The sequence below is a fragment of the Sphingobacterium mizutaii genome (assembly GCF_900187125.1).
Classification (GTDB): domain Bacteria; phylum Bacteroidota; class Bacteroidia; order Sphingobacteriales; family Sphingobacteriaceae; genus Sphingobacterium; species Sphingobacterium mizutaii.
Window position 1 is genome coordinate 947,711 of record NZ_LT906468.1, and the last position, 19,156, is coordinate 966,866.

The following is a 19,156-nucleotide window of genomic DNA, read 5'->3' on the forward strand; positions in this document are numbered from 1 at the left end:
AACATTATTTTAAAATGGTGAGTCTTAAGAAAGTACTTTTATTATTTGCAGTAATTTTGTTTACTGTTAATCCATTCCGCTCAGTTGCTGAAGAAGGGCATGCACATGGTGAAACTTCTAGTTCTGAGGAAATTAACGCTCATATTCAACACCACTTAAAGGATGATTACTATTTCAATTTCTTTACTGATTCGAAAACAGGAAAGAGTTATGGCTTCCCTTTACCGGTTATTTTGATTGATGGTGGTTTGAAAGTGTTTTCAGCTGGCGAGTTTGAGCATGGAGAAAAAGTGGTTGAAAAAGACGGACAATATTACAAATTGTACCATAGCAAAATCTACAAGACCGATGCTGCAGGTACGATTACTTACGATGACAAACATCATCCAACCAATGCAAAACCTTGGGATTTCTCGATCACCAAGAATGTGGTAGGATTGCTATTAGCAGCTTTGTTGTTGTTCATTGGATTTACAAGTTTAGCTAAAACATATAAAAACGGTCCTAACGCTGTTCCTAAAGGTATTGGACGTGCATTAGAGCCATTGGTTCTTTACGTGAGAGATGAGATGGCGGTTCCAAACATTGGACATCGTTACAAAGAATTCATGCCTTATTTATTGTCGGTATTCTTCTTGATCTTCTTATTGAACTTATTGGGATTGACTCCACTAGGGGTGAACGTAACGGGAAATATCTCTGTTACATTGTGTTTAGCCTTGTTTACATTTTTCATTACAAATTTCAAAGCAAACAAAGATTACTGGAAACATATTTTCTGGATGCCAGGCGTACCGGTTCCATTCAAGTTTGTTCTAGCGCCGATCGAAGTTTTAGGTATGTTTACTAAGCCTTTCTCCTTGATGGTTCGTTTGTTTGCAAACATTACTGCTGGTCACACCGTTGTGATGGGTCTGATTGCTGTTGTTTATTTGTTGCAACATCAGTTGACCGTAGTAGGTTCAGTGAGTGTATCTTTACTTCTAACGTTGTTATTATTCTTCTTGGAATTATTGGTAGCATTCTTACAAGCGTTTATCTTTACCATGTTGTCATCCCTGTTTATCGGTATGGCGGTTGAAGAGCATTCGCATCATTAATTCGAATTTTTTGTTAAATTTTTAAATATAAAATTGTTATGATTCCAAATTTAGTAGGAGCAGGTTTGATCGTTATCGGAGCTGGTTTAGGTTTAGGTAAAATCGGTGGTTCAGCAATGGAAGCTATCGCTCGTCAACCAGAAGCAGCATCTAAAATCCAAACAGCGATGATCATCATCGGTGCCTTATTGGAAGGTTTAGCATTCGGTGCTCTTCTATTAGGTAAATAAGCTAAGCTTATTAAAAAAACAATGAACACATCTTGCAACGGTTGGTTGCAAGTTGTGTTTATCAAAAAGACAAAAAATTTAAATTCAAAAATATAATAACGTAAATAAATGGACGCTTTAATTCATGATTTTTCATTCGGGTTATTTTTCTGGCAATTGATCATCCTTTTGATCGTCATCTTTTTGTTAGGGAAATTTGCTTGGAAACCGATTGTAAATGCTTTAGAGGAACGCGAGAAAGGCATTACCGATGCTTTAGCTTCTGCAGAGAAAGCAAAATTGGAAATGGCACGTTTGACCAATGAGAACGAGAATTTGTTAAAACAGGCTCGTGAAGAGCGTGATGTTATCTTGAAAGAAGCAAAAGTATTGAAAGATAAGATCGTTGCAGAGGCAAAAGAGGTTGCTCAAGTGGAAGGTGGTAAATTGATCGAACAAGCAAAACGTGAGATTGAAGACCAAAAATTAAAAGCTTTGGCTGAGGTTAAGAACCAAGTTTCTACCTTATCTTTAGAGATTGCCCGCAAAGTATTAACGAAAGAATTCGAGGACCAAGGAAAGCAAGAAGCTTTAGTAGCTGACTTGATGAAAGATGTTAAATTAAACTAATTGGTTAACGAATTTAAAAATTAACGTATGTCAGTTTTCAAAGTAGCTTCAAGATATGCCAAGTCCTTAATCGACTTGTCGCTAGAGCAAGAGAGTCTGGATGCGGTTAAGGCAGATATCGAAGGAGTTATTGCCATAATCAAATCCAACACTGAATTGCAAGCAGTTTTAAATAATCCGATCATTAAGACGGACAAGAAACTGGCGATCTTGAAGGCTTTATTTCAAGGTAAAATCAGACCGGAGATATTGGAGTTTTTCAATATCATGGTAAGAAAAGGCCGTGCAGAATTAGTTTATGCGACAGCCTTGGAGTTTGTTCGTGAATACAACGAGGTCAAAGGTATTGTTCATGCGGAAGTTGTTTCGGCAAGTCCATTATCGGAGGCCAACCTTCAAGCATTGAAAGAGCAGATTGCCGCTCAGATCAATGCGCAGGTTATCTTGGCTAACAAAGTAGACAAATCATTGATTGGTGGCTTTGTGGTTAAGGTTGGAGACAAGCAGATTGATGCGAGTATTCAAGGCAAGCTAAATAAATTAGAGAGACATTTCGAAAACCAAGGTGTTTAATCCTTCGTTTGAGAACAAGATATAATAGAATCAAAAACCCCTTATACGAATTACAACAATGATAGAGGTAAGACCAGATGAAGTTTCGGCAATTCTAAGAGAGCAATTGTCAGGCTTTAAGTCAGCAGCCGATTTAGAAGAAGTGGGTACCGTATTGCAAGTAGGTGACGGTATTGCGCGTATTTACGGCTTAACAAAAGTTCAATCAGGAGAGTTGGTTGAGTTTGCGAATGGACTACAAGGTATTGTGATGAACTTAGAAGAAGACAACGTAGGTGTTGTACTTTTAGGTCCATCGGATGAAATTAAAGAAGGTGATACTATCAAACGTACTAACCGTATCGCATCTATTAAAGTAGGTGAAGGTATGTTAGGCCGTGTGGTAAATACATTAGGTCAGCCTATCGATGGTAAAGGCCCAATTACTGGAGAGACTTTCGAAATGCCAATCGAGCGTAAAGCTCCTGGAGTTATCTACCGTCAGCCCGTAACTGAACCATTGCAGACTGGTCTTAAAGCGATCGATGCCATGATTCCAATCGGACGTGGACAACGTGAGCTTGTAATTGGTGACCGTCAAACAGGTAAGACTGCTGTTTGTATCGACACCATTTTGAATCAAAAAGAATTTTACGAAGCTGGTCAACCAGTATTCTGTATATATGTAGCGGTAGGTCAAAAGAACTCTACAGTTGCGAACATTGTTCGTACTTTAGAGGAAAAAGGTGCAATGCCTTATACCGTGATTGTATCTGCATCAGCTGCGGATCCTGCACCAATGCAGTTCTACGCGCCAATGGCGGGTGCTGCTATCGGTGAGTACTTCCGTGATACAGGTCGTCCGGCATTGATCGTTTATGATGACTTGTCAAAACAAGCGGTTGCTTACCGTGAGGTGTCTTTATTATTGAAACGTCCTCCAGGCCGTGAAGCATACCCAGGAGACGTATTCTACCTTCACTCTCGTTTATTAGAGCGTGCTGCGAAAATCAATAGTTCAGATGAGATCGCTCGTAACATGAACGACCTTCCTGAGTCCTTGAAAGACAAAGTTAAAGGTGGTGGTTCATTAACAGCACTTCCGATCATTGAAACTCAAGCGGGTGACGTATCTGCATATATTCCTACCAACGTAATTTCCATCACAGATGGTCAGATCTTCTTGGAATCGAACTTGTTCAACGCAGGTATCCGTCCAGCGATCAACGTAGGTATCTCGGTATCACGTGTAGGTGGTAATGCGCAGATCAAATCAATGAAGAAAGTTGCTGGTACCTTGAAATTAGACCAAGCACAGTACCGTGAATTGGAAGCTTTCGCGAAATTCGGTTCTGACTTAGATGCAGCTACTAAAGCGGTATTGGACAAAGGTATCCGTAACGTGGAAATCTTGAAACAAGGTCAATATTCACCAGTTTCAGTTGAGAAACAAGTTGCTATTATTTACGCAGGTACAAAAGGTTTATTACGTAATGTTCCTGTAAACAAAGTGAGAGAATTCGAAGAAGAATACTTGACACAACTAGAGCAACGTCATCCAGAAGTATTGTCAGCACTTAAAGCTGGTAAGTTCTCTGATGAATTAACTGATGTATTAGAAAAAGTAGCTAAGGAATTAGCTTCGAAATATTAAAAGGATCTGAGATTGGAGATATGAGATTTGAGAAAGCAGAAAGGTTCTTTTTGTATTTCAAATCTCAGTTCTCAAATCAGAAGGGTTTGAGAAAAGTATAGAGGTTAATAGCTAAATACTCATATCTCACGTCTCACATCTAAATTTGACTTATGGCAAACTTAAAAGAAGTTAGAAATCGTATTACCTCCGTTACCTCTACGCAACAGATTACCAAAGCGATGAAAATGGTGTCTGCAGCGAAGTTGAAGCGTGCAACCAATGCTATTATCCAATTGCGTCCTTATGCGACGAAATTGAGAGAGATCTTGGCTCAGGTTTCAGCCTCCGTAGAAGGTAATAATTCGCCATTCACGCAAGATCGTATCCCGACGAAGGTTTTGATCATCGTGGTGACCTCAAACAGAGGTTTGGCGGGAGCTTTCAATGCTAATGCCATTAAAACTGCCAATAATTTGATTGCAACGAAATATGCAGATCAATTCGCAAGAGGAGATGTAAGTATTATCGCAATCGGAAAAAGAGGTCAGGATTTCTTCAGCAAACGTGATTTCAAAGTAATCGGTAATAACAACGAATTGTTCAACAATTTGGATTTCGAGAACGTTTCGAAAATTACGGAATACGTAATGGATCAGTTTAAAGAAGGAAACATCGACCGCGTTGAGGTGGTATATAACCAATTCCGTAATGCAGCCGTTCAAATCTTAACATCAGAGCAGATTTTACCTCTTTTGCCTGAGAATAAAGAAGATGACAATGTTGCAGAATTGGATTATATCATCGAGCCTTCAAAAGAGAAAATCATTGAAGAGCTGATTCCTAAAGCAATCAAGATTCAGTTATACAAAGCCGTATTGGACTCACATGCTTCTGAGCATGGTGCCCGTATGACTGCGATGGATAAAGCAACCGAAAACGCTGGTGATTTGTTACGCCAATTGAAATTGTCGTACAACCAAGCGCGTCAAGCAGCAATTACTACAGAATTGACAGAGATCGTTTCTGGTGCTGCAGCCCTTTCAAATGGCTAATAGATAAAAATATTAATTTGTATAAGGAAAGCCGTTATCGTGAGATAACGGCTTTTTTTGGTAGAACCAGGATTCGAGGGATGGGAGGATGGGCCAAGATCAGGGGAAGAACCAGGATGTGGCTCGACTCCCCTTCGTCTTCGCTCAGGGAACAGCTCGCCTTACAGATAGGAGGATGGACCAAGATTATTAACCTTAAAAGGTGTCAAAGATCTTGGTCTATCCTCTAATCCCATTCATCCTGGTTCATGCCTAGATCTTGGTCTATCCTCGAATCCTCGTTTGGCGAGCGGAGTCGAGCCACATCCTGGTTCAAAACCCTCTCATATCTCACATCTCACATCTCATATCTCACCTCCAACAAACCATTCTAATCCTGTACTGTTCTATGATTAAGAGAAGGTTGATTAATATTATGACAACATTACCTTAATATTACCGATTTGACTTCTGTATTTCTGACTATTATCGTAATTTTGTCAAAATATTAGTTTTCTATTTGCTCTGATAGGCAATTTTATAAATTTGTGCAGGGTTTTTTATTGAATAGAACGCTTTGGGAGGTTAAGATATTTAACCTGGAGTGTGAATGAAATTATTTAGGTTATGGCAAAGAAATTATACGTATCCAATTCGACAGAGTCTTCGAGAATGTTCAAGAATGATTTTCTTGAATCTTTGACCAAGGTGCATTATTCTGTTCCTTTAATATTTTGGATTCCTGTTAAGATCTTTTTTATTTGGAGAGCATTGGTACCGGGGGGATTATCGGTTGGGACTGTTGTAATGTATTATATCTTCGGGTTGCTTTTTTGGACATTGGCGGAATATGTCTTGCATAGGTGGGTTTTCCATTATGAGCCGAGTTCAAAATTTGGCAAAAGGGTGCACTTTATTTTCCATGGGGTACACCATGATTTTCCGAAGGATCGCTTGCGTTTGGTAATGCCTTTGTCGGCAAGTATTCCAATGGCGGCGGTCATCTATTTTATCTTTAGCTTTTTCTTTTCGCCTTATACCTTAGCGGCATTCTTCTCCGGATTCTTATTGGGATACCTGATCTATGATGAATGCCATTATGCAATGCATCATGCCAACTTTAAGTCTGGTTTGTTTAAGCGAATTAAGGATCACCATATGTTGCACCACTATTCAGAGCCTGAGAAAGGTTTTGGGGTGAGCTCAGCGATTTGGGATGTGATCTTTGGTTCGGGATTCAGCAAAAAGAAAGCTGGCCAATCAGAAAAGAAAAAAGGAAATGAACTTAAGGAAGTCCAAGAACAACAATTAAATTAAATATATAAAGAAGGGGTTCAGATCATCTGAGCCCCTTCTTATTTTGGGTAATTCTGTATTACCAGCGGATCAAAGCGGATCCCCAAGTAAAACCAGCTCCGAAGGCTGCTAGACATACTAAATCCCCATCTTTTATCTTTCCTTCTTCCCAAGCCTCGCAAAGTGCGATAGGTACAGAAGCGGCAGTAGTATTGCCATATTTCTGGATGTTATTGAATACCTGATCATCAGACAATCCCAAGGTCTTTTGGACGAATTGAGAAATACGAAGGTTTGCCTGGTGGGGAATCAACATATCGATATCTGTTGTTTTAAGGTTGTTTTTTGCTAATGCTTCCCCAATAACTTCAGGGAATTTTACAACTGCCTTTTTGAATACGGCTTGCCCATCCATATAAGGGAATGCCGAACCATCTTCCAGCATCTCTTTGGTCATCAGCATACCGCCTAGTTCAACATCTGGCCATTGGGGCATCTGCTCACCTAAATAATAACCTGCAGAAGCTCCTGGGAAGTACATCGCCAGTTTCTCGGCCTCGGCACCATCGGAATGCAGGTGAGTACTTAAAATACCTTTTCCTTCCTCGTTGGTTGGCTGCAACACGACAGCACCAGCACCATCTCCGAAGATTACTGAAACTGAGCGCCCACGGGTAGAGAAGTCCAAAGCAAAGGAGTGTTTTTCAGATCCTACCACCAAGATGTTCTTGTACATTCCCGTTTTAATGAATTGATCGGCAATGGACAAGGCGTAGATAAATCCAGAACATTGGTTTCTTACGTCTAGAGCACCAATTTCCTTCATGCCCATTTCACGCTGTAACAGTACGCCACAGCCCGGGAAATAGTAATCTGGGGAAAGGGTTGCGAAAATAACAAAATCGATTTCTTCTGCCGTTGTATTGGCTCTTTCAATGGCTATTTTAGAAGCTTCTACAGCCATGCTAGTTGTTGTTTCACCAACCCTATCGGCGAATCGGCGTTCTTTTATTCCGGTACGTTCTTGGATCCATTCATCACTCGTTTCCATAAAACGAGTCAGGTCATTATTGGTATATACGTTCTTTGGGACATAGTATCCCAAACCGGCTATTTTTGATTGAAACATAGGTCTAACTTTAATAAACAATTCAGCTAAAATACTGATTTATTTGAAAAATAAGCTATTTTTGCTGTATGAGCACTGAAGTTGAACAAGAAACTTTTACCCTTGAAGAAATCCTTGCAGTTACCAAAGATTCCAACAAGTTGATTTTGTGGAATGATGATTTCAATACTTTTGACCATGTCATTCATTGCCTCATGCATTACCTCCAATATTCCGAAGCTGAAGCTTCACGTATAGCCTGGACCGTACATACCAAGGGGAAATGTACAATCTTGGAAGGGACCTATACGGAAGTTGAGGTCTACCGAAAGATCTTGAAAACCGAGGGATTAACTGTTTCCGTGGAATAAATAGCCTCGTAATAATACAGTTACGAGGATTTAACTTTCTTAATTAATGCGCAACTTTGTAGCTGAAAACACTAAGAAAGATCCAAAATGCTATTGAAAAGATGCCTAAGCAGTTTATTTTTATTATTTCCTATTATTTTATTTGCCCAGAAAGTCGATATAAAAGGTCGGATTTTAGAACAAGATAGTGTCAGACCGGCGATCGGTGCCAGTGTAAGCTTGCTGTCGAACGTGAATAATGCCTATATCCGTGGACAACAAACTGGCTCCAATGGTTCTTTTTCTATCCCGGATGTAGATCCTGGAACCTATAACCTACAAGTGACCTATATTGGTTTTTCTACCTATACCCGTAATAATTTTGTTGTTACGGCAGGAAAGGATATTGACTTAGGTTCAATTGTCTTAGCTGAAGAAGGGGAAAAGATCTCTGAAGTAGTTGTTCAAGGTAGAGTTCCTGACCTTCAGATCGGCATTGACAAAAAGGTGTTCGATGTTTCCCAAAGTATGGTCAGCGTGGGCGGATCAGCACAGGACCTCTTGGGTAATGTGCCAACCTTGCAAGTAGAGTCTGATGGTAGCATCAGTTTGCGTGGATCGAGTAGTGTACGCTTTTTGGTTGATGGAAAGGAGTCGGCTATGGCAGGATCGGACATTAATGCTTTCTTACAATCTTTGCCAGCAGATGCAATTGCCAAGGTGGAGATCATCACGAATCCTTCAGCGAAGTATGATGCGGAAGGACAATCAGGTATCATCAATATTATCTTAAAGAAAAATGCCCGTTTGGGTCTGAATGGATCAGTTACGGCCTCAGGTGGTTCCTATGAGAATGCAAATGCCGGGGTGACCCTGAATTATAGGGATGGCAAAGTGAATTATTTTGGAAATTATAATTTCAGCCGCCGTAATAACTTAGGTAGCGGTTTTTCTGATAATATCGATTATGTCAATGGCGGAATTACTAACGAGAGTCCCAGGACCCAAAGTATCGAGGAAAGCAATCGATTAGGTTATAACCATACGATCCGATTCGGTACGGATTATTATATGAACGATAAGACCACCTTGAGTTTGACCACAAACTTGAGCTTACGGGATAATGAACGCGGGAACGATATCAATTATAATTATTGGAATGTTCCTGGTTTAGGAACGACCAGTTTCCGTAATTCCTTGCAGAATGAAGATGATTTGGGAATTGATGCCCAAGTTGATTTCAAACGTACTTTGAAGCGTGAGGGGGAGGAATTGACGGCAAATGTCTCCTTTGGCTATGACACGGAAGATGGAGTCAATGATTTCCATCAAACTTTTGCCAATGGAAATGCAGACCTTAAACGCGTGAATAACACTTCGGAATCGGGTAAGAACTGGAATATGCAATTGGATTATGTATTGCCATTAGGGGAGAACCATAAATTTGAAGCTGGATATCGCAGTATCTTAAGGTATTCTGATGAGAGCCAATATTCAGAAGAACTGGATTCAGTGACCCAGCAGTTTATTCCGGATTATAGAATTACGAACGATTTTGACATGGCGAGCACCGTGCATGCCCTTTATGCGAATTACCAAAAACAGATTACGGAGAAGTTTGGTGCACAAGTAGGATTAAGAGCGGAGCAAGCGAACCTGAATACCAATATCTATTCGCATGATTTAGATAACCCAAGTATCATTAAGAAAGATCAAGGTAAATTGGATTATTTCCGTTTATACCCGAGTGTATTCTTGAGCTATGCCGTAGGTAAGGGACAAGGGGACAAGGTGCAGTTAAGCTATTCTCGTCGTGTTCAGCGTCCAAGAGGTTGGCAGGTGAACCCGTTTATCGATGTTTCAGATGTTCAGAACTACCGTCAAGGTAATCCGAATTTGTTGCCAGAGGATATCCATTCCACTGAATTGAGCTTTTCCAAGTTTTATGAGAAATGGAATTTTATTTCCTCCGTGTTTTATCGTCGAGTAAATGACCAAACCCAGCCTGTTATCTATGATGAAAGCTTGATTGCTGATATTGTAGGGGATAGAACGAATGTGACCTATATGAAATGGGAAAATGCTTCTGATCTTGATGCGATGGGCTTTGAGTTGATTTCCAAAGTAAATCTAACCAAGTGGTGGGATGTTACAGCCAATGCGAACCTTTCACAGATAACTTTTCATCCGAAAGCAGGTTTGGGACTAGAAGGAAGAGAGTCCTTTAACTGGAACGGAAACCTGACGACGAACTTCAAGATTACGCCTACTTTTTCTGCGCAGGTCCGTGGAGATTATAGAAGTGGAATGAAGACCATGCAGGGAGAGATGGAGCCGATGAAAGGTGTGGATGTGGCCTTGAAAAAGGAGGTGTTGAAGAATAAGGGCAGTTTGATGTTGAACGTAAGAGATGCCTTCAACACGCGTAAATTCCAAATGCACAATTACCTTCCAAACCGTGAAATGCAGTTTTCGCATCGTTGGATGAAAAGGATGATTACCCTATCATTTACCTATCGTTTTGGTCTCCAAAATTTTGGAAGGAAAGATCGTGAACAACAAGGACCAGACATGGATGATATGGGCGGTCAACAATTTTAATACTTGATTTTACGATAAGAATAATTAAATTAGATTTTTACTTAATCAACTTTATACTATGAAAAGAAACTTTATGTATGTATTAGTAGGCGCAATCGGATTGACAGTTGCCTCATGTGCAACTAAGAACGCTACCACGCCAAAAGGAGCAGATGTTCCTGCCTATGAAGTACTTGATCTGCCTAAAGTATCCCTTAAAGATTTTAAAAAGAACTCCGCTGGAGCATACGTTTTATTTGATGGAACATCATTGAATGGATGGAGAGGCTACGGCAAGGACCATGTGCCTAGTAAATGGGGCATTGATAATGGAACGTTGAAGTTTTCAAAAGCACCTGCCGGTGTTCAGAACCCTGAAGGTGGCGATTTGATCTTCGCTCATGATTTCAAAAACTTTGAACTTGAATTTGAATGGAAGATTTCAAAAGGAGGAAACTCTGGAACCTTCTTCTTGGCAAAAGAGATCAAAGGACAGCCAATCTATATTTCAAGTCCAGAATTCCAATTATTGGATAATGAAAACCACCCTGATGCGAAACAAGGTGTTGATGGCAACCGTAAATCATCTTCATTGTATGATATGATCCCAGCAAAACCTCAGAATGCATTTCCTGCAGGAGAGTGGAACAGAGCTAAGATCGTGGTAAGCAAAGGAAAAGTAACTCATTACCAGAACGACGAGAAAGTTGTGGAATATGAATTGTGGACTCCGGAATGGACTCAATTGTTAGAAGCTAGTAAATTCAGTAAGGAAAAATGGCCTTTGGCATTTGAGTTATTGAATAATGTTGGCGGAAAATCGAAATCAGGTGTGATTGGATTCCAAGATCACGGTGACGATGTATGGTTGAGAAATATCACTGTTAAAGAATTATAATGTTTAAATCGATAAGACATTGGAAAGAGAGCTTTTTGAGCTCTCTTTTTTGTATGCTGGCAGTCCTAGCATCAGCCCAGGAGATGAAATGGCATGATGTGCTGAAGGAGAGTGCCCTGGAAGGTAGAGTAAAGGCAATTGACGCCAGCGATGGATATGCTCGATTGCCATTGGGCCTAAAAGATGAGGTTCGGGAACCAGTCTGGAATTTGGGACAAGATGCAGCTGGTGTGTATGTGGAGTTCCAGACTTCAGCTCCATCATTTACTGTGAGATATCAAGTGACAGAAGGTTTGAATATGCCGCATATGCCCACAACTGGGGTAAGCGGTTTGGATCTCTATACCAAGGCAAACAATGAAAAGGACTGGAATTGGATCCATGGAAAATATAGCTTTAAAGATACCATAAGCTATAAATTTGAAGATTTTGGAGTTCGTCCTGAAAATACCTATAGATTGTACCTGCCACTCTATAATGCCGTGAAATGGATGGAGATAGGTACAACAGGGGATTTGAGCTTTCTGCATAGGGAAAGTAAGCCAATTGTGATATATGGTACTTCTATTGCACAAGGAGCTTGTGCATCAAGACCGGGATTGGGTTGGACGAATTGGATGGGTAGGAACTTTGACCATGAGGTTATTAATTTGGCCTTCAGTGGCAATGGAAGATTGGAACAACCTATTTTAGACCTGATCAAGCAGGAAGATGCTGCTGTTTTTATATTGGATTGTATTCCCAATCTTTCGGTATCTGGAGAAGATGGAGCAGCGAAATTGACTGGATTGATCCAGAATGCGGTAAAGACGATCAGGGAGTTGCATCCGAAAACAGCAATCGTTATTGCTGCTCATAGTTCCAGTGAGGTTCCTGGGGTCTATAACCTGAAAACTAATGCGGATTACGAGAGCCGTTCCAGAGTTGCTGAAAAGGCAGTGAAAGCGCTGCAAGGGAAAGGGGACAAGAACCTGTATTGGTTGTCTGAAAAGGAAATCGGATTAGATAGGAATTCAACGGTTGACTATGCCCATCCGAATGATTTTGGAATGGAAAAAATAGCAGATGCCTATACTAAATTATTGAAGAGAATCTTGAAGTAGAATATTGGTTTACAACAGCTATTAGGATTAAAATAGCTGTTGTAATTCTTTCAAATCTTTTATCATGTGATTCACATCCTCAGGTTTCTCTACCTCCAGAGGATTGAAGAAAATGGCTTCTAGGCCGGCATTCTGCGCTCCACGTACGTCTGCATCTAAATTGTCACCAATCATGACCGCTTCGGTCTTATTTGCTCCACCATTATTCAATGCATGTTCAAAGATGCGGATATCGGGTTTGTTGATGCCGATGATCTCTGAAATAACTATGGTCTCAAAGTAGGGGGCTAGATTGCTATGCTGCAATTTTTTCTCACAAGCTTCTTTGAAGCCGTTAGAGATTAAGTGCAAGGTATATCTGTCCTTTAAGTATCCTAAGGTCTCGTGGGCATTAGGGAAAAGGTTGGTTTTAGTAGGACAGATTTCAAGGTATTCTTCTTCAAAGGCTAAGGGGAACAATTCCGGATTGACACCTAATTGGGTAAATGTATCGGCAAATCTGAGCTTTCTTAAGGTAGGTTTGTCAATTTTTCCATGATGGTACAGGTTCCACAAACGATGATTGTTTTCCGTATAAGTGGCGATAAAGCTTTCTGAGGTCGGATTATTGAAGATATCATTGAAGGAATATCTGAAATAAAGCTCATGCAAGGTTTCTTTGGCATTTCTGTCGAAATCCCAAATGGTATGATCTAAATCGAAAAATAAGTGTTTTTTATCGTTGAACATGTGCAAATATAAGGGCAATCGCTCGCTGAATCAACCAGGAATCTAAGTTTACTGTCATAAAGTCTTGCTTGCTTCCTAATGAAGCCGTATTTGAGTACATTTGCGCAGGAAACGTCAAGTATGAGAAAAGCTTTATTTCTATTTTATTTTCTTGTCTTTTATGCGATTACCCAATTATTCTGGTGGGGATTTATCTTAGTTAAATTTGAACCTGACCGCAAGGGGATGATCATAGGAGAAGGTCTGATATTCTTGCTCATTTTTATTTGGGGAGCTTTGAAGCTCAAGGGACATGTGAAAAGAGAGCATGAGATCAGTCAGCAGCAGCAGAATTTCCTACTGGCCATTACGCATGAACTTAAATCTCCCTTAGCATCTGTCAAACTGTATATCCAAACGATTTTGAAGCGCGACCTGGATCGTGAGCAGCAAAAGGTCTTTTTAGGGAATTCCCTGAAGGATATCGAACGCTTGGATGATTTGGTTGAAAATATTTTGTTGACCACCAAATTAGAGAATCGGGCCTATCAGTTGCCGAAAGAGGCTTTCAATGTCACCGAATTGGTAGAGCAGATCGTTGATCGACTGCAAAAGAATGCCTGTAAATCCCAAGTCATTAAGCCTGAGCTAGATCAAGAAATTGAATTGAAGGCGGACAAATTTGCGATCAGTAATGTGATCACCAACTTGATTGAGAACGCCGTGAAATACTCTCCTCCATGTGCCACTGTTTATGTAAAGTTGAAGAAACAGGGCAACAACCTGTTATTTTCGGTAACAGATCATGGTGAAGGAATACCTGATGATGAAAAAAAACTTATATTTAATAAGTTTTATAGAGTAGGTAGTGAAGCGACCCGAAAAACCAAAGGCACTGGTTTAGGGTTATATATTGTTAAGACAGTATTACAAAAACACAATGCAACCATTAGGGTAAAGGATAATACTCCTACTGGAAGTATCTTTGAAGTAATTTTTGAAAATTATGCAAACTAAACAACGTATACTATTAGTTGAAGATGAAGAACATCTGTTGGAAGCGATCAAGTTGAATCTAGAACTTGAAGGCTACCGTGTGACCACGGCCACAGATGGTAAAAAAGCATTAAAAATATTTAAGGAAGAACGATTTAACCTGATTATCCTAGATGTGATGATCCCTGAAATCGATGGCTTCCAGGTGGCAGAAACCATTAGGCTTCAGAATTCTGAAGTTCCAATTATGTTCTTGACCGCCAAAAACAGTTCAGAAGATCGTATCACAGGTCTTAAAAAAGGAGCAGACGATTATTTGGTGAAGCCATTCAATTTGGAAGAGCTGATTTTACGTGTGAGCAACTTGATCCGCCGTGGTATGAAAGGGGATGATTTAAAAGAGTTGAATTCATACACGATTGGTGATAAGACGATCTATTTTAACTCCTTTGAACTGCATCATGCAGATGGTAGCATTACTTCTTTGACGAAGAAAGAGACCATGTTGCTTAAATTATTGATTGAGCGTAGAAATGAGGCTGTTTCTCGTGAGCAAATCCTAGAGACCGTTTGGAATTATGATGTATATCCATCAACCCGTACGATCGATAATTTTATCTTGACCTTTAGGAAGTATTTTGAACCTGATCAAAAGCATCCGATTTATTTCCATTCCATCCGTGGAGTTGGTTATAAATTTACAGACAACTCGAACTAAACGAATAGATGACTAATCAAGCTCGAAAAATAGTAATCGCAATTGCGATTGCTTTTCTATTGTATGCCATTTATGCTAAGCATTATAATATAGCGGTCTATATCTTTGGAGGGATCACCTACTTGGTATGGAGCTATCTGAAAGAGGGTACCGTTTATTTGGCGACCCAGGCTTTTCATAAACAGGATTACGAGAAAACAAAAAGATTGCTGGCTGAGATCAAGAACCCAGATAAACTTAGAAAAGGGAGAAGAAACTTCTATGAGTTTATGATGGGCAATATTGCCTTGAAAGAGGATAACATTGAGGAGGCGGAATATCATTTTCAATTAGCTTCCCGATTGCCTTGGCGAAAGGATAATGAGAAGGGGATGGTCTTGATCAATTTAGCGAACATCAATTTGAGGAAGCATGATTATGAAAGAGTGCAGGCCTATTTAGATGTGGCGAATAAATTGAGGCTGACCGCCAGACAACAGTCAATTATTGAGAAAATACAAAACGAAGTAAATAAGAATAAGTAGTGGACAAAAATTTGAAAAACGATCTATTGATTCGCGCTGCCTTGTCGCAGCCTACGGAACGACCTCCAGTATGGATGATGCGTCAAGCAGGAAGGTTTATGAAAGAATATTGGGAAATCAAGAACAAGTATTCTTTCTTGGAAATGTGCAAAACCCCTGAGATTGCCGCAGATGTTACCATGCTGCCAATAGACCTATTAGGTGTTGATGCAGCTATTTTATTTTCGGATATCTTGGTTACGGCCGAGGCAATGGGCGGAGACCTATCCTTTGAACAAGGTGTGGGTCCGAGGTTCTCCAATCCGATTAGGACAGTGCAAGATGCCGAGAATCTATCGGTAGATTGTTTGGATAAGCTACAGTATGTAGGGGATGCCATCAAAGTAATTCAAGGCCGTTTGGATGGGAAAGTTCCATTGATCGGTTTTGCGGGGGCTCCATTTACGATTTTGAGCTATTTGGTAGAAGGTGGTTCTTCCAAAGATTTCAAATTGACCAAAACATTGTTGAACAATCAACCTGAGTTGGCTCATTCTATTTTGCAAAAGATTGCTGATGTAACCATCAATTACATGAATATGCAGATCGAAGCAGGGGTGAATGCTTTGCAGTTATTCGATAGCTGGGCATTGGCATTATCATGGAACGATTACCAAGAGTTTTCGCATAAATACAACAAATACATTATTTCTAAGTTGAACAGAAAAGACGTTCCTGTTATTTCTTTCTGTAAGGGAAGTTCTGTGTTTGCTCCAATCATGGCAGAAGCACAACCGGATGTCGTATCTGTGGATTGGAATGCTGATCTATTGAACATCAAAAAATCATTGCCAAGCAATATGGCAGTTCAAGGTAACTTGGATCCATTCGTGCTTTATGCGGATAAACCTGTAATCAAGAAGAAGATCTTGGATCTATTCGAGCGTATGCGCGGAGAGAATGGCTTTATCTTTAACCTTGGCCATGGTATCATGCCTGATATTCCTTTTGACAACGTGAAATACGCTGTGGAAACCATTAAGGAATTCAGATACTAAGAATTTATCAAATTAAGATATGGGGAGCTGTCACGATGTGGCAGCTCCTTTCGTTTTAGCTCTTAATTCCTTACCCTATCATGTCAATATTTGCTGATTTAATTTATATTTTTGAGGATTAATACAAATTATGGTCTATCTATACGCGAAGGCAATCCATATTATTTTTGTTATCTGTTGGATGGCTGGGCTTTTTTATATGCCCAGGTTGTTTGTCTATCATACGGAAGCCAAGCAGAAATCTGATGTAGAATATCAGGTTTTGCATAAGCAATTCATCATTATGGAAAATAGGCTGTGGTGGGTGATTACCACGCCCTCGATGTATATCGTTGTTATTTCAGCCTTGGTCATGCTTTATATCAATCCAGCGCTGTTGTCTACAGGATGGATGCAGGTGAAGTTGGGCTTTGTTACGGCCTTGATCGTCTATCATTTTATTTCCCAAAACATCATGTTTAAGTTAAGGGATGAACAATCGAATTGGACTTCCACGCAACTGCGGATGTGGAATGAGGTTTCTACGATCATATTGTTTGCCATAGTGTTTCTGGTTATCCTTAAATCTGCCATTGGTTGGGTGTTTGGGGTATTAGGAATCTTTGGTTTAGGGATTTTACTGATGATACTTGTTAAGCTTTATAAGAAATACCGAAAGAGTAAAGGGGAACAAGTTGACTAATATTTATGCTATGAAGAGATTACTTTGGATTTTTTGCGCGTTTGTTTTTCCTATTGCCTTGCATGCTCAAGAGCATGATTGGGCCTTTGGGATCTATAGTGACTTGAAATTGGATGATGCGGCCTATGACGCTAGTTTCGGTGTACAAGGTAAGTACGATTTCACCAACCGTTCTGCTGTTCAAGCTCAGATTCATGGTAGGGGAGATCTATTGGCGGTAGGTGCGGACTATGTAGTTAGCATTTTTAATAAGGAAAAGTCTAATTTCAACATCTTTTTAGGTGCCGGATTGGGTCAAGAGTTTTTTACTTATGAGAATGCTGTAGGTGCTGAAGGTGATGAGCCTATGCCTAGAAAGGAAAACTTTACGAAAGCCAATGGCCAAGTGGGAATCAGTTATTATTTCCCGTCAGTGGCTTTATCGCTTTATACGGGATATAAAGTGAAATATCAATTTAAAGATGAAGTTACGGAACCCAACTATGTGATGTTGGGCTTGAGATATCATATTTGGTAGATGTTTTGGAGGTTAATTACCTCCAAAACAGATATATTTTACTTCGATGTATTCATCGAGTCCATATTTTGAACCTTCTCGACCTAATCCAGATTGCTTAACACCTCCAAAAGGTGCTGAAGCATTCGAAATCAATCCTGTATTGACACCGACCATTCCTGCTTCTAGCTGCTCAGACACACGGAAACATTGATGAACATCTTGGCTGAAGAAATAGGATGCTAATCCAAAAGGAGTATCGTTTGCTAATTTGATAGCTTCCTCTTCCGTTTTGAATTTAAATAAGGCGCATATAGGACCGAAGGTTTCTTCTGTTGCTATGACACTGTGTGCTGGCATATTGGAAAGTACCGTTGGTTCATAGAACAAGCCTTTCATGGCCTTTCCTCCAGTTTCTACTTTTGCTCCTTTATCAATGGCGTCCTGCACATGTTCTTCGACCTTCTTAAGTCCTTCTTCGTTGATCAATGGTCCAACCTGTGATGTTTTCTTTAATCCATCACCGACTTGTAAGGCATTTACAGCTTGCGTTAGTTTTTCGGTGAATTCTTCATATACTCCTTCCTGCACATAGAATCTGTTGATCGAGACACAAGTTTGTCCTGTATTCCTGAATTTACCTGCTACCGCACCTTCAACAGCTTTGTCGATATCGGCATTGTTGAACACTAGGAATGGAGCATTCCCACCTAGTTCCAAGGAGATTCTTTTGATAGTTGAAGCGGCTTGTTCCATCAGGGTGCGACCAACCGAAGTGGACCCCGTGAAGGAAATCTTTCTAATTTTGTCGTTTGTTGCCAGTTCTTTTCCTATTCCTTTACTGTCCTTGGAGGTAATGACATTCAATACGCCTTTAGGTACTCCAGCTTCATCTGCTAGTTTAGCCAATGCAATCGCGGAGAAAGGTGTTTGGGAAGCGGGTTTCAATACCACAGTACAGCCAGCTGCCAAGGCGGGACCTACTTTGCGGGTGATCATCGCCAATGGGAAATTCCAAGGGGTGATTGCAGCAACGACTCCTACTCCTTGTTTGATGGTTTGCATCCTAGCATTGCCGGCCAATGATGGAATGGTTTCGCCATACGCACGTTTTCCCTCTTCAGCAAACCAATCGATAAAGGAATTGGCATAATCTACCTCTGTAAGCGATTCTTTAATGGGTTTGCCGCTTTCTAGGGTCATGATCTCTGCAAGTTCCTCCCTGTGTTCATTGATCAGGTTATATAAGTTCCTTAAGACTTTAGACCTTTCGCCAACAGGCGTATTTTTCCAAGAATCCCAAGCTTTGTAGGCTGTGTCAATGAATTTCTGACAGTCTTTAACGGTCAGATTTGGCAAAGAACCAACTGGCTTTAAAGTGGAGGGATTAATGACATCAAATGTTTCTTTGGAACTGATAAAAGATCCATTCAAATATGCTTTTTCTATTAATAGGGAATTCTTCATAGTCAATTTTTTATTCGAACAAATGGAGATGGGAA

At 40.2% G+C, this 19,156-nt stretch carries 20 protein-coding genes; 17 read left to right on the forward strand and 3 right to left on the reverse strand.

All coding sequences use genetic code 11. The features are described 5' to 3' along the window. Window positions 1-14: 14 nt before the first annotated feature. From atpB to CKW03_RS04110, 7 genes are all read left to right on the forward strand, one after another. Window positions 15-1,100, forward strand: a complete 1,086-nt coding sequence (gene atpB, locus CKW03_RS04080) for a F0F1 ATP synthase subunit A (RefSeq protein WP_093098684.1) — start codon at window positions 15-17, stop codon at window positions 1,098-1,100. A 38-nt stretch (window positions 1,101-1,138) separates the two neighbouring features. Next, window positions 1,139-1,330, forward strand: coding sequence for an ATP synthase F0 subunit C (gene atpE / locus CKW03_RS04085; RefSeq protein WP_093098685.1), 192 nt, complete (start codon window positions 1,139-1,141; stop codon window positions 1,328-1,330). A gap of 108 nt (window positions 1,331-1,438) precedes the next feature. Continuing rightward, window positions 1,439-1,939: a F0F1 ATP synthase subunit B gene (locus tag CKW03_RS04090; RefSeq protein WP_093098687.1), complete on the forward strand. Its 501-nt coding sequence runs from the start codon at window positions 1,439-1,441 to the stop codon at window positions 1,937-1,939. A gap of 27 nt (window positions 1,940-1,966) precedes the next feature. After that, entirely contained in the window at window positions 1,967-2,512 is a 546-nt protein-coding gene (gene atpH, locus CKW03_RS04095) for an ATP synthase F1 subunit delta (RefSeq protein ID WP_093098688.1), read from the forward strand. Window positions 2,513-2,570: 58 nt separating this feature from the next. Then, window positions 2,571-4,145, forward strand: coding sequence for a F0F1 ATP synthase subunit alpha (atpA, locus tag CKW03_RS04100; protein ID WP_093098690.1), 1,575 nt, complete (start codon window positions 2,571-2,573; stop codon window positions 4,143-4,145). Window positions 4,146-4,297: 152 nt separating this feature from the next. After that, entirely contained in the window at window positions 4,298-5,179 is an 882-nt protein-coding gene (gene atpG / locus CKW03_RS04105; protein ID WP_093098691.1) for an ATP synthase F1 subunit gamma, read from the forward strand. Between the two features lie 606 nt (window positions 5,180-5,785). Beyond that, complete coding sequence (locus CKW03_RS04110) at window positions 5,786-6,475, forward strand: sterol desaturase family protein (RefSeq protein WP_236736512.1); 690 nt, start codon at window positions 5,786-5,788, stop codon at window positions 6,473-6,475. 58 nt (window positions 6,476-6,533) lie between these two features. Here CKW03_RS04110 and CKW03_RS04115 read toward each other — a convergent pair whose 3' ends face one another. After that, window positions 6,534-7,583, reverse strand: coding sequence for a 3-oxoacyl-ACP synthase III family protein (locus CKW03_RS04115; protein WP_093098693.1), 1,050 nt, complete (start codon window positions 7,581-7,583; stop codon window positions 6,534-6,536). Between the two features lie 68 nt (window positions 7,584-7,651). On the opposite strand from CKW03_RS04115, the gene CKW03_RS04120 reads away from it, so the two are divergent. The 4 genes from CKW03_RS04120 to CKW03_RS04135 all read left to right on the forward strand — a co-directional run bounded on the left by CKW03_RS04120 (window position 7,652) and on the right by CKW03_RS04135 (window position 12,493). After that, window positions 7,652-7,933, forward strand: a complete 282-nt coding sequence (locus CKW03_RS04120; RefSeq protein ID WP_093098694.1) for an ATP-dependent Clp protease adaptor ClpS — start codon at window positions 7,652-7,654, stop codon at window positions 7,931-7,933. A gap of 87 nt (window positions 7,934-8,020) precedes the next feature. After that, a complete protein-coding gene (locus CKW03_RS04125; RefSeq protein ID WP_093098696.1) occupies window positions 8,021-10,513 on the forward strand; it encodes a TonB-dependent receptor domain-containing protein in 2,493 nt (830 codons plus the stop codon). Window positions 10,514-10,571: 58 nt separating this feature from the next. Further along, window positions 10,572-11,390: a 3-keto-disaccharide hydrolase gene (locus CKW03_RS04130; RefSeq protein ID WP_093098697.1), complete on the forward strand. Its 819-nt coding sequence runs from the start codon at window positions 10,572-10,574 to the stop codon at window positions 11,388-11,390. Further along, window positions 11,390-12,493 (forward strand): SGNH/GDSL hydrolase family protein, encoded by a 1,104-nt coding sequence (locus CKW03_RS04135; protein WP_093098699.1) that lies wholly within the window; start codon window positions 11,390-11,392, stop codon window positions 12,491-12,493. Before CKW03_RS04130 ends, CKW03_RS04135 begins: the two co-directional genes overlap by 1 nt. Before the next feature lie 27 nt (window positions 12,494-12,520). Here the strand turns inward: CKW03_RS04135 and CKW03_RS04140 are convergent, their stop codons facing one another. Beyond that, window positions 12,521-13,222: a YjjG family noncanonical pyrimidine nucleotidase gene (locus CKW03_RS04140; protein WP_093098700.1), complete on the reverse strand. Its 702-nt coding sequence runs from the start codon at window positions 13,220-13,222 to the stop codon at window positions 12,521-12,523. A gap of 120 nt (window positions 13,223-13,342) precedes the next feature. Here CKW03_RS04140 and CKW03_RS04145 point away from each other — a divergent pair, with 120 nt between their 5' ends. The 6 genes from CKW03_RS04145 to CKW03_RS04170 all read left to right on the forward strand — a co-directional run bounded on the left by CKW03_RS04145 (window position 13,343) and on the right by CKW03_RS04170 (window position 17,675). Further along, on the forward strand, window positions 13,343-14,218 hold the full coding sequence (locus CKW03_RS04145) for a sensor histidine kinase (protein WP_093098702.1): 876 nt from the start codon (window positions 13,343-13,345) through the stop codon (window positions 14,216-14,218). Next, window positions 14,208-14,915, forward strand: coding sequence for a response regulator transcription factor (locus tag CKW03_RS04150; RefSeq protein ID WP_093098703.1), 708 nt, complete (start codon window positions 14,208-14,210; stop codon window positions 14,913-14,915). The genes CKW03_RS04145 and CKW03_RS04150 overlap by 11 nt, the downstream gene beginning before the upstream one ends. 8 nt (window positions 14,916-14,923) lie before the next feature. Further along, the gene (locus CKW03_RS04155; RefSeq protein WP_093098705.1) at window positions 14,924-15,439 is read left to right on the forward strand and encodes a hypothetical protein; all 516 of its coding nucleotides are present in this window, start codon (window positions 14,924-14,926) and stop codon (window positions 15,437-15,439) included. A gap of 11 nt (window positions 15,440-15,450) precedes the next feature. Then, window positions 15,451-16,476: a uroporphyrinogen decarboxylase gene (hemE, locus tag CKW03_RS04160; protein WP_093099064.1), complete on the forward strand. Its 1,026-nt coding sequence runs from the start codon at window positions 15,451-15,453 to the stop codon at window positions 16,474-16,476. Between the two features lie 130 nt (window positions 16,477-16,606). Beyond that, a complete protein-coding gene (gene hemJ, locus CKW03_RS04165; RefSeq protein ID WP_093098706.1) occupies window positions 16,607-17,158 on the forward strand; it encodes a protoporphyrinogen oxidase HemJ in 552 nt (183 codons plus the stop codon). A 10-nt stretch (window positions 17,159-17,168) separates the two neighbouring features. Then, window positions 17,169-17,675, forward strand: a complete 507-nt coding sequence (locus CKW03_RS04170; protein WP_093098708.1) for a hypothetical protein — start codon at window positions 17,169-17,171, stop codon at window positions 17,673-17,675. A 12-nt stretch (window positions 17,676-17,687) separates the two neighbouring features. Here CKW03_RS04170 and CKW03_RS04175 read toward each other — a convergent pair whose 3' ends face one another. Next, a complete protein-coding gene (locus tag CKW03_RS04175) occupies window positions 17,688-19,121 on the reverse strand; it encodes an NAD-dependent succinate-semialdehyde dehydrogenase (protein WP_093098709.1) in 1,434 nt (477 codons plus the stop codon). Window positions 19,122-19,156: the final 35 nt, after the last annotated feature.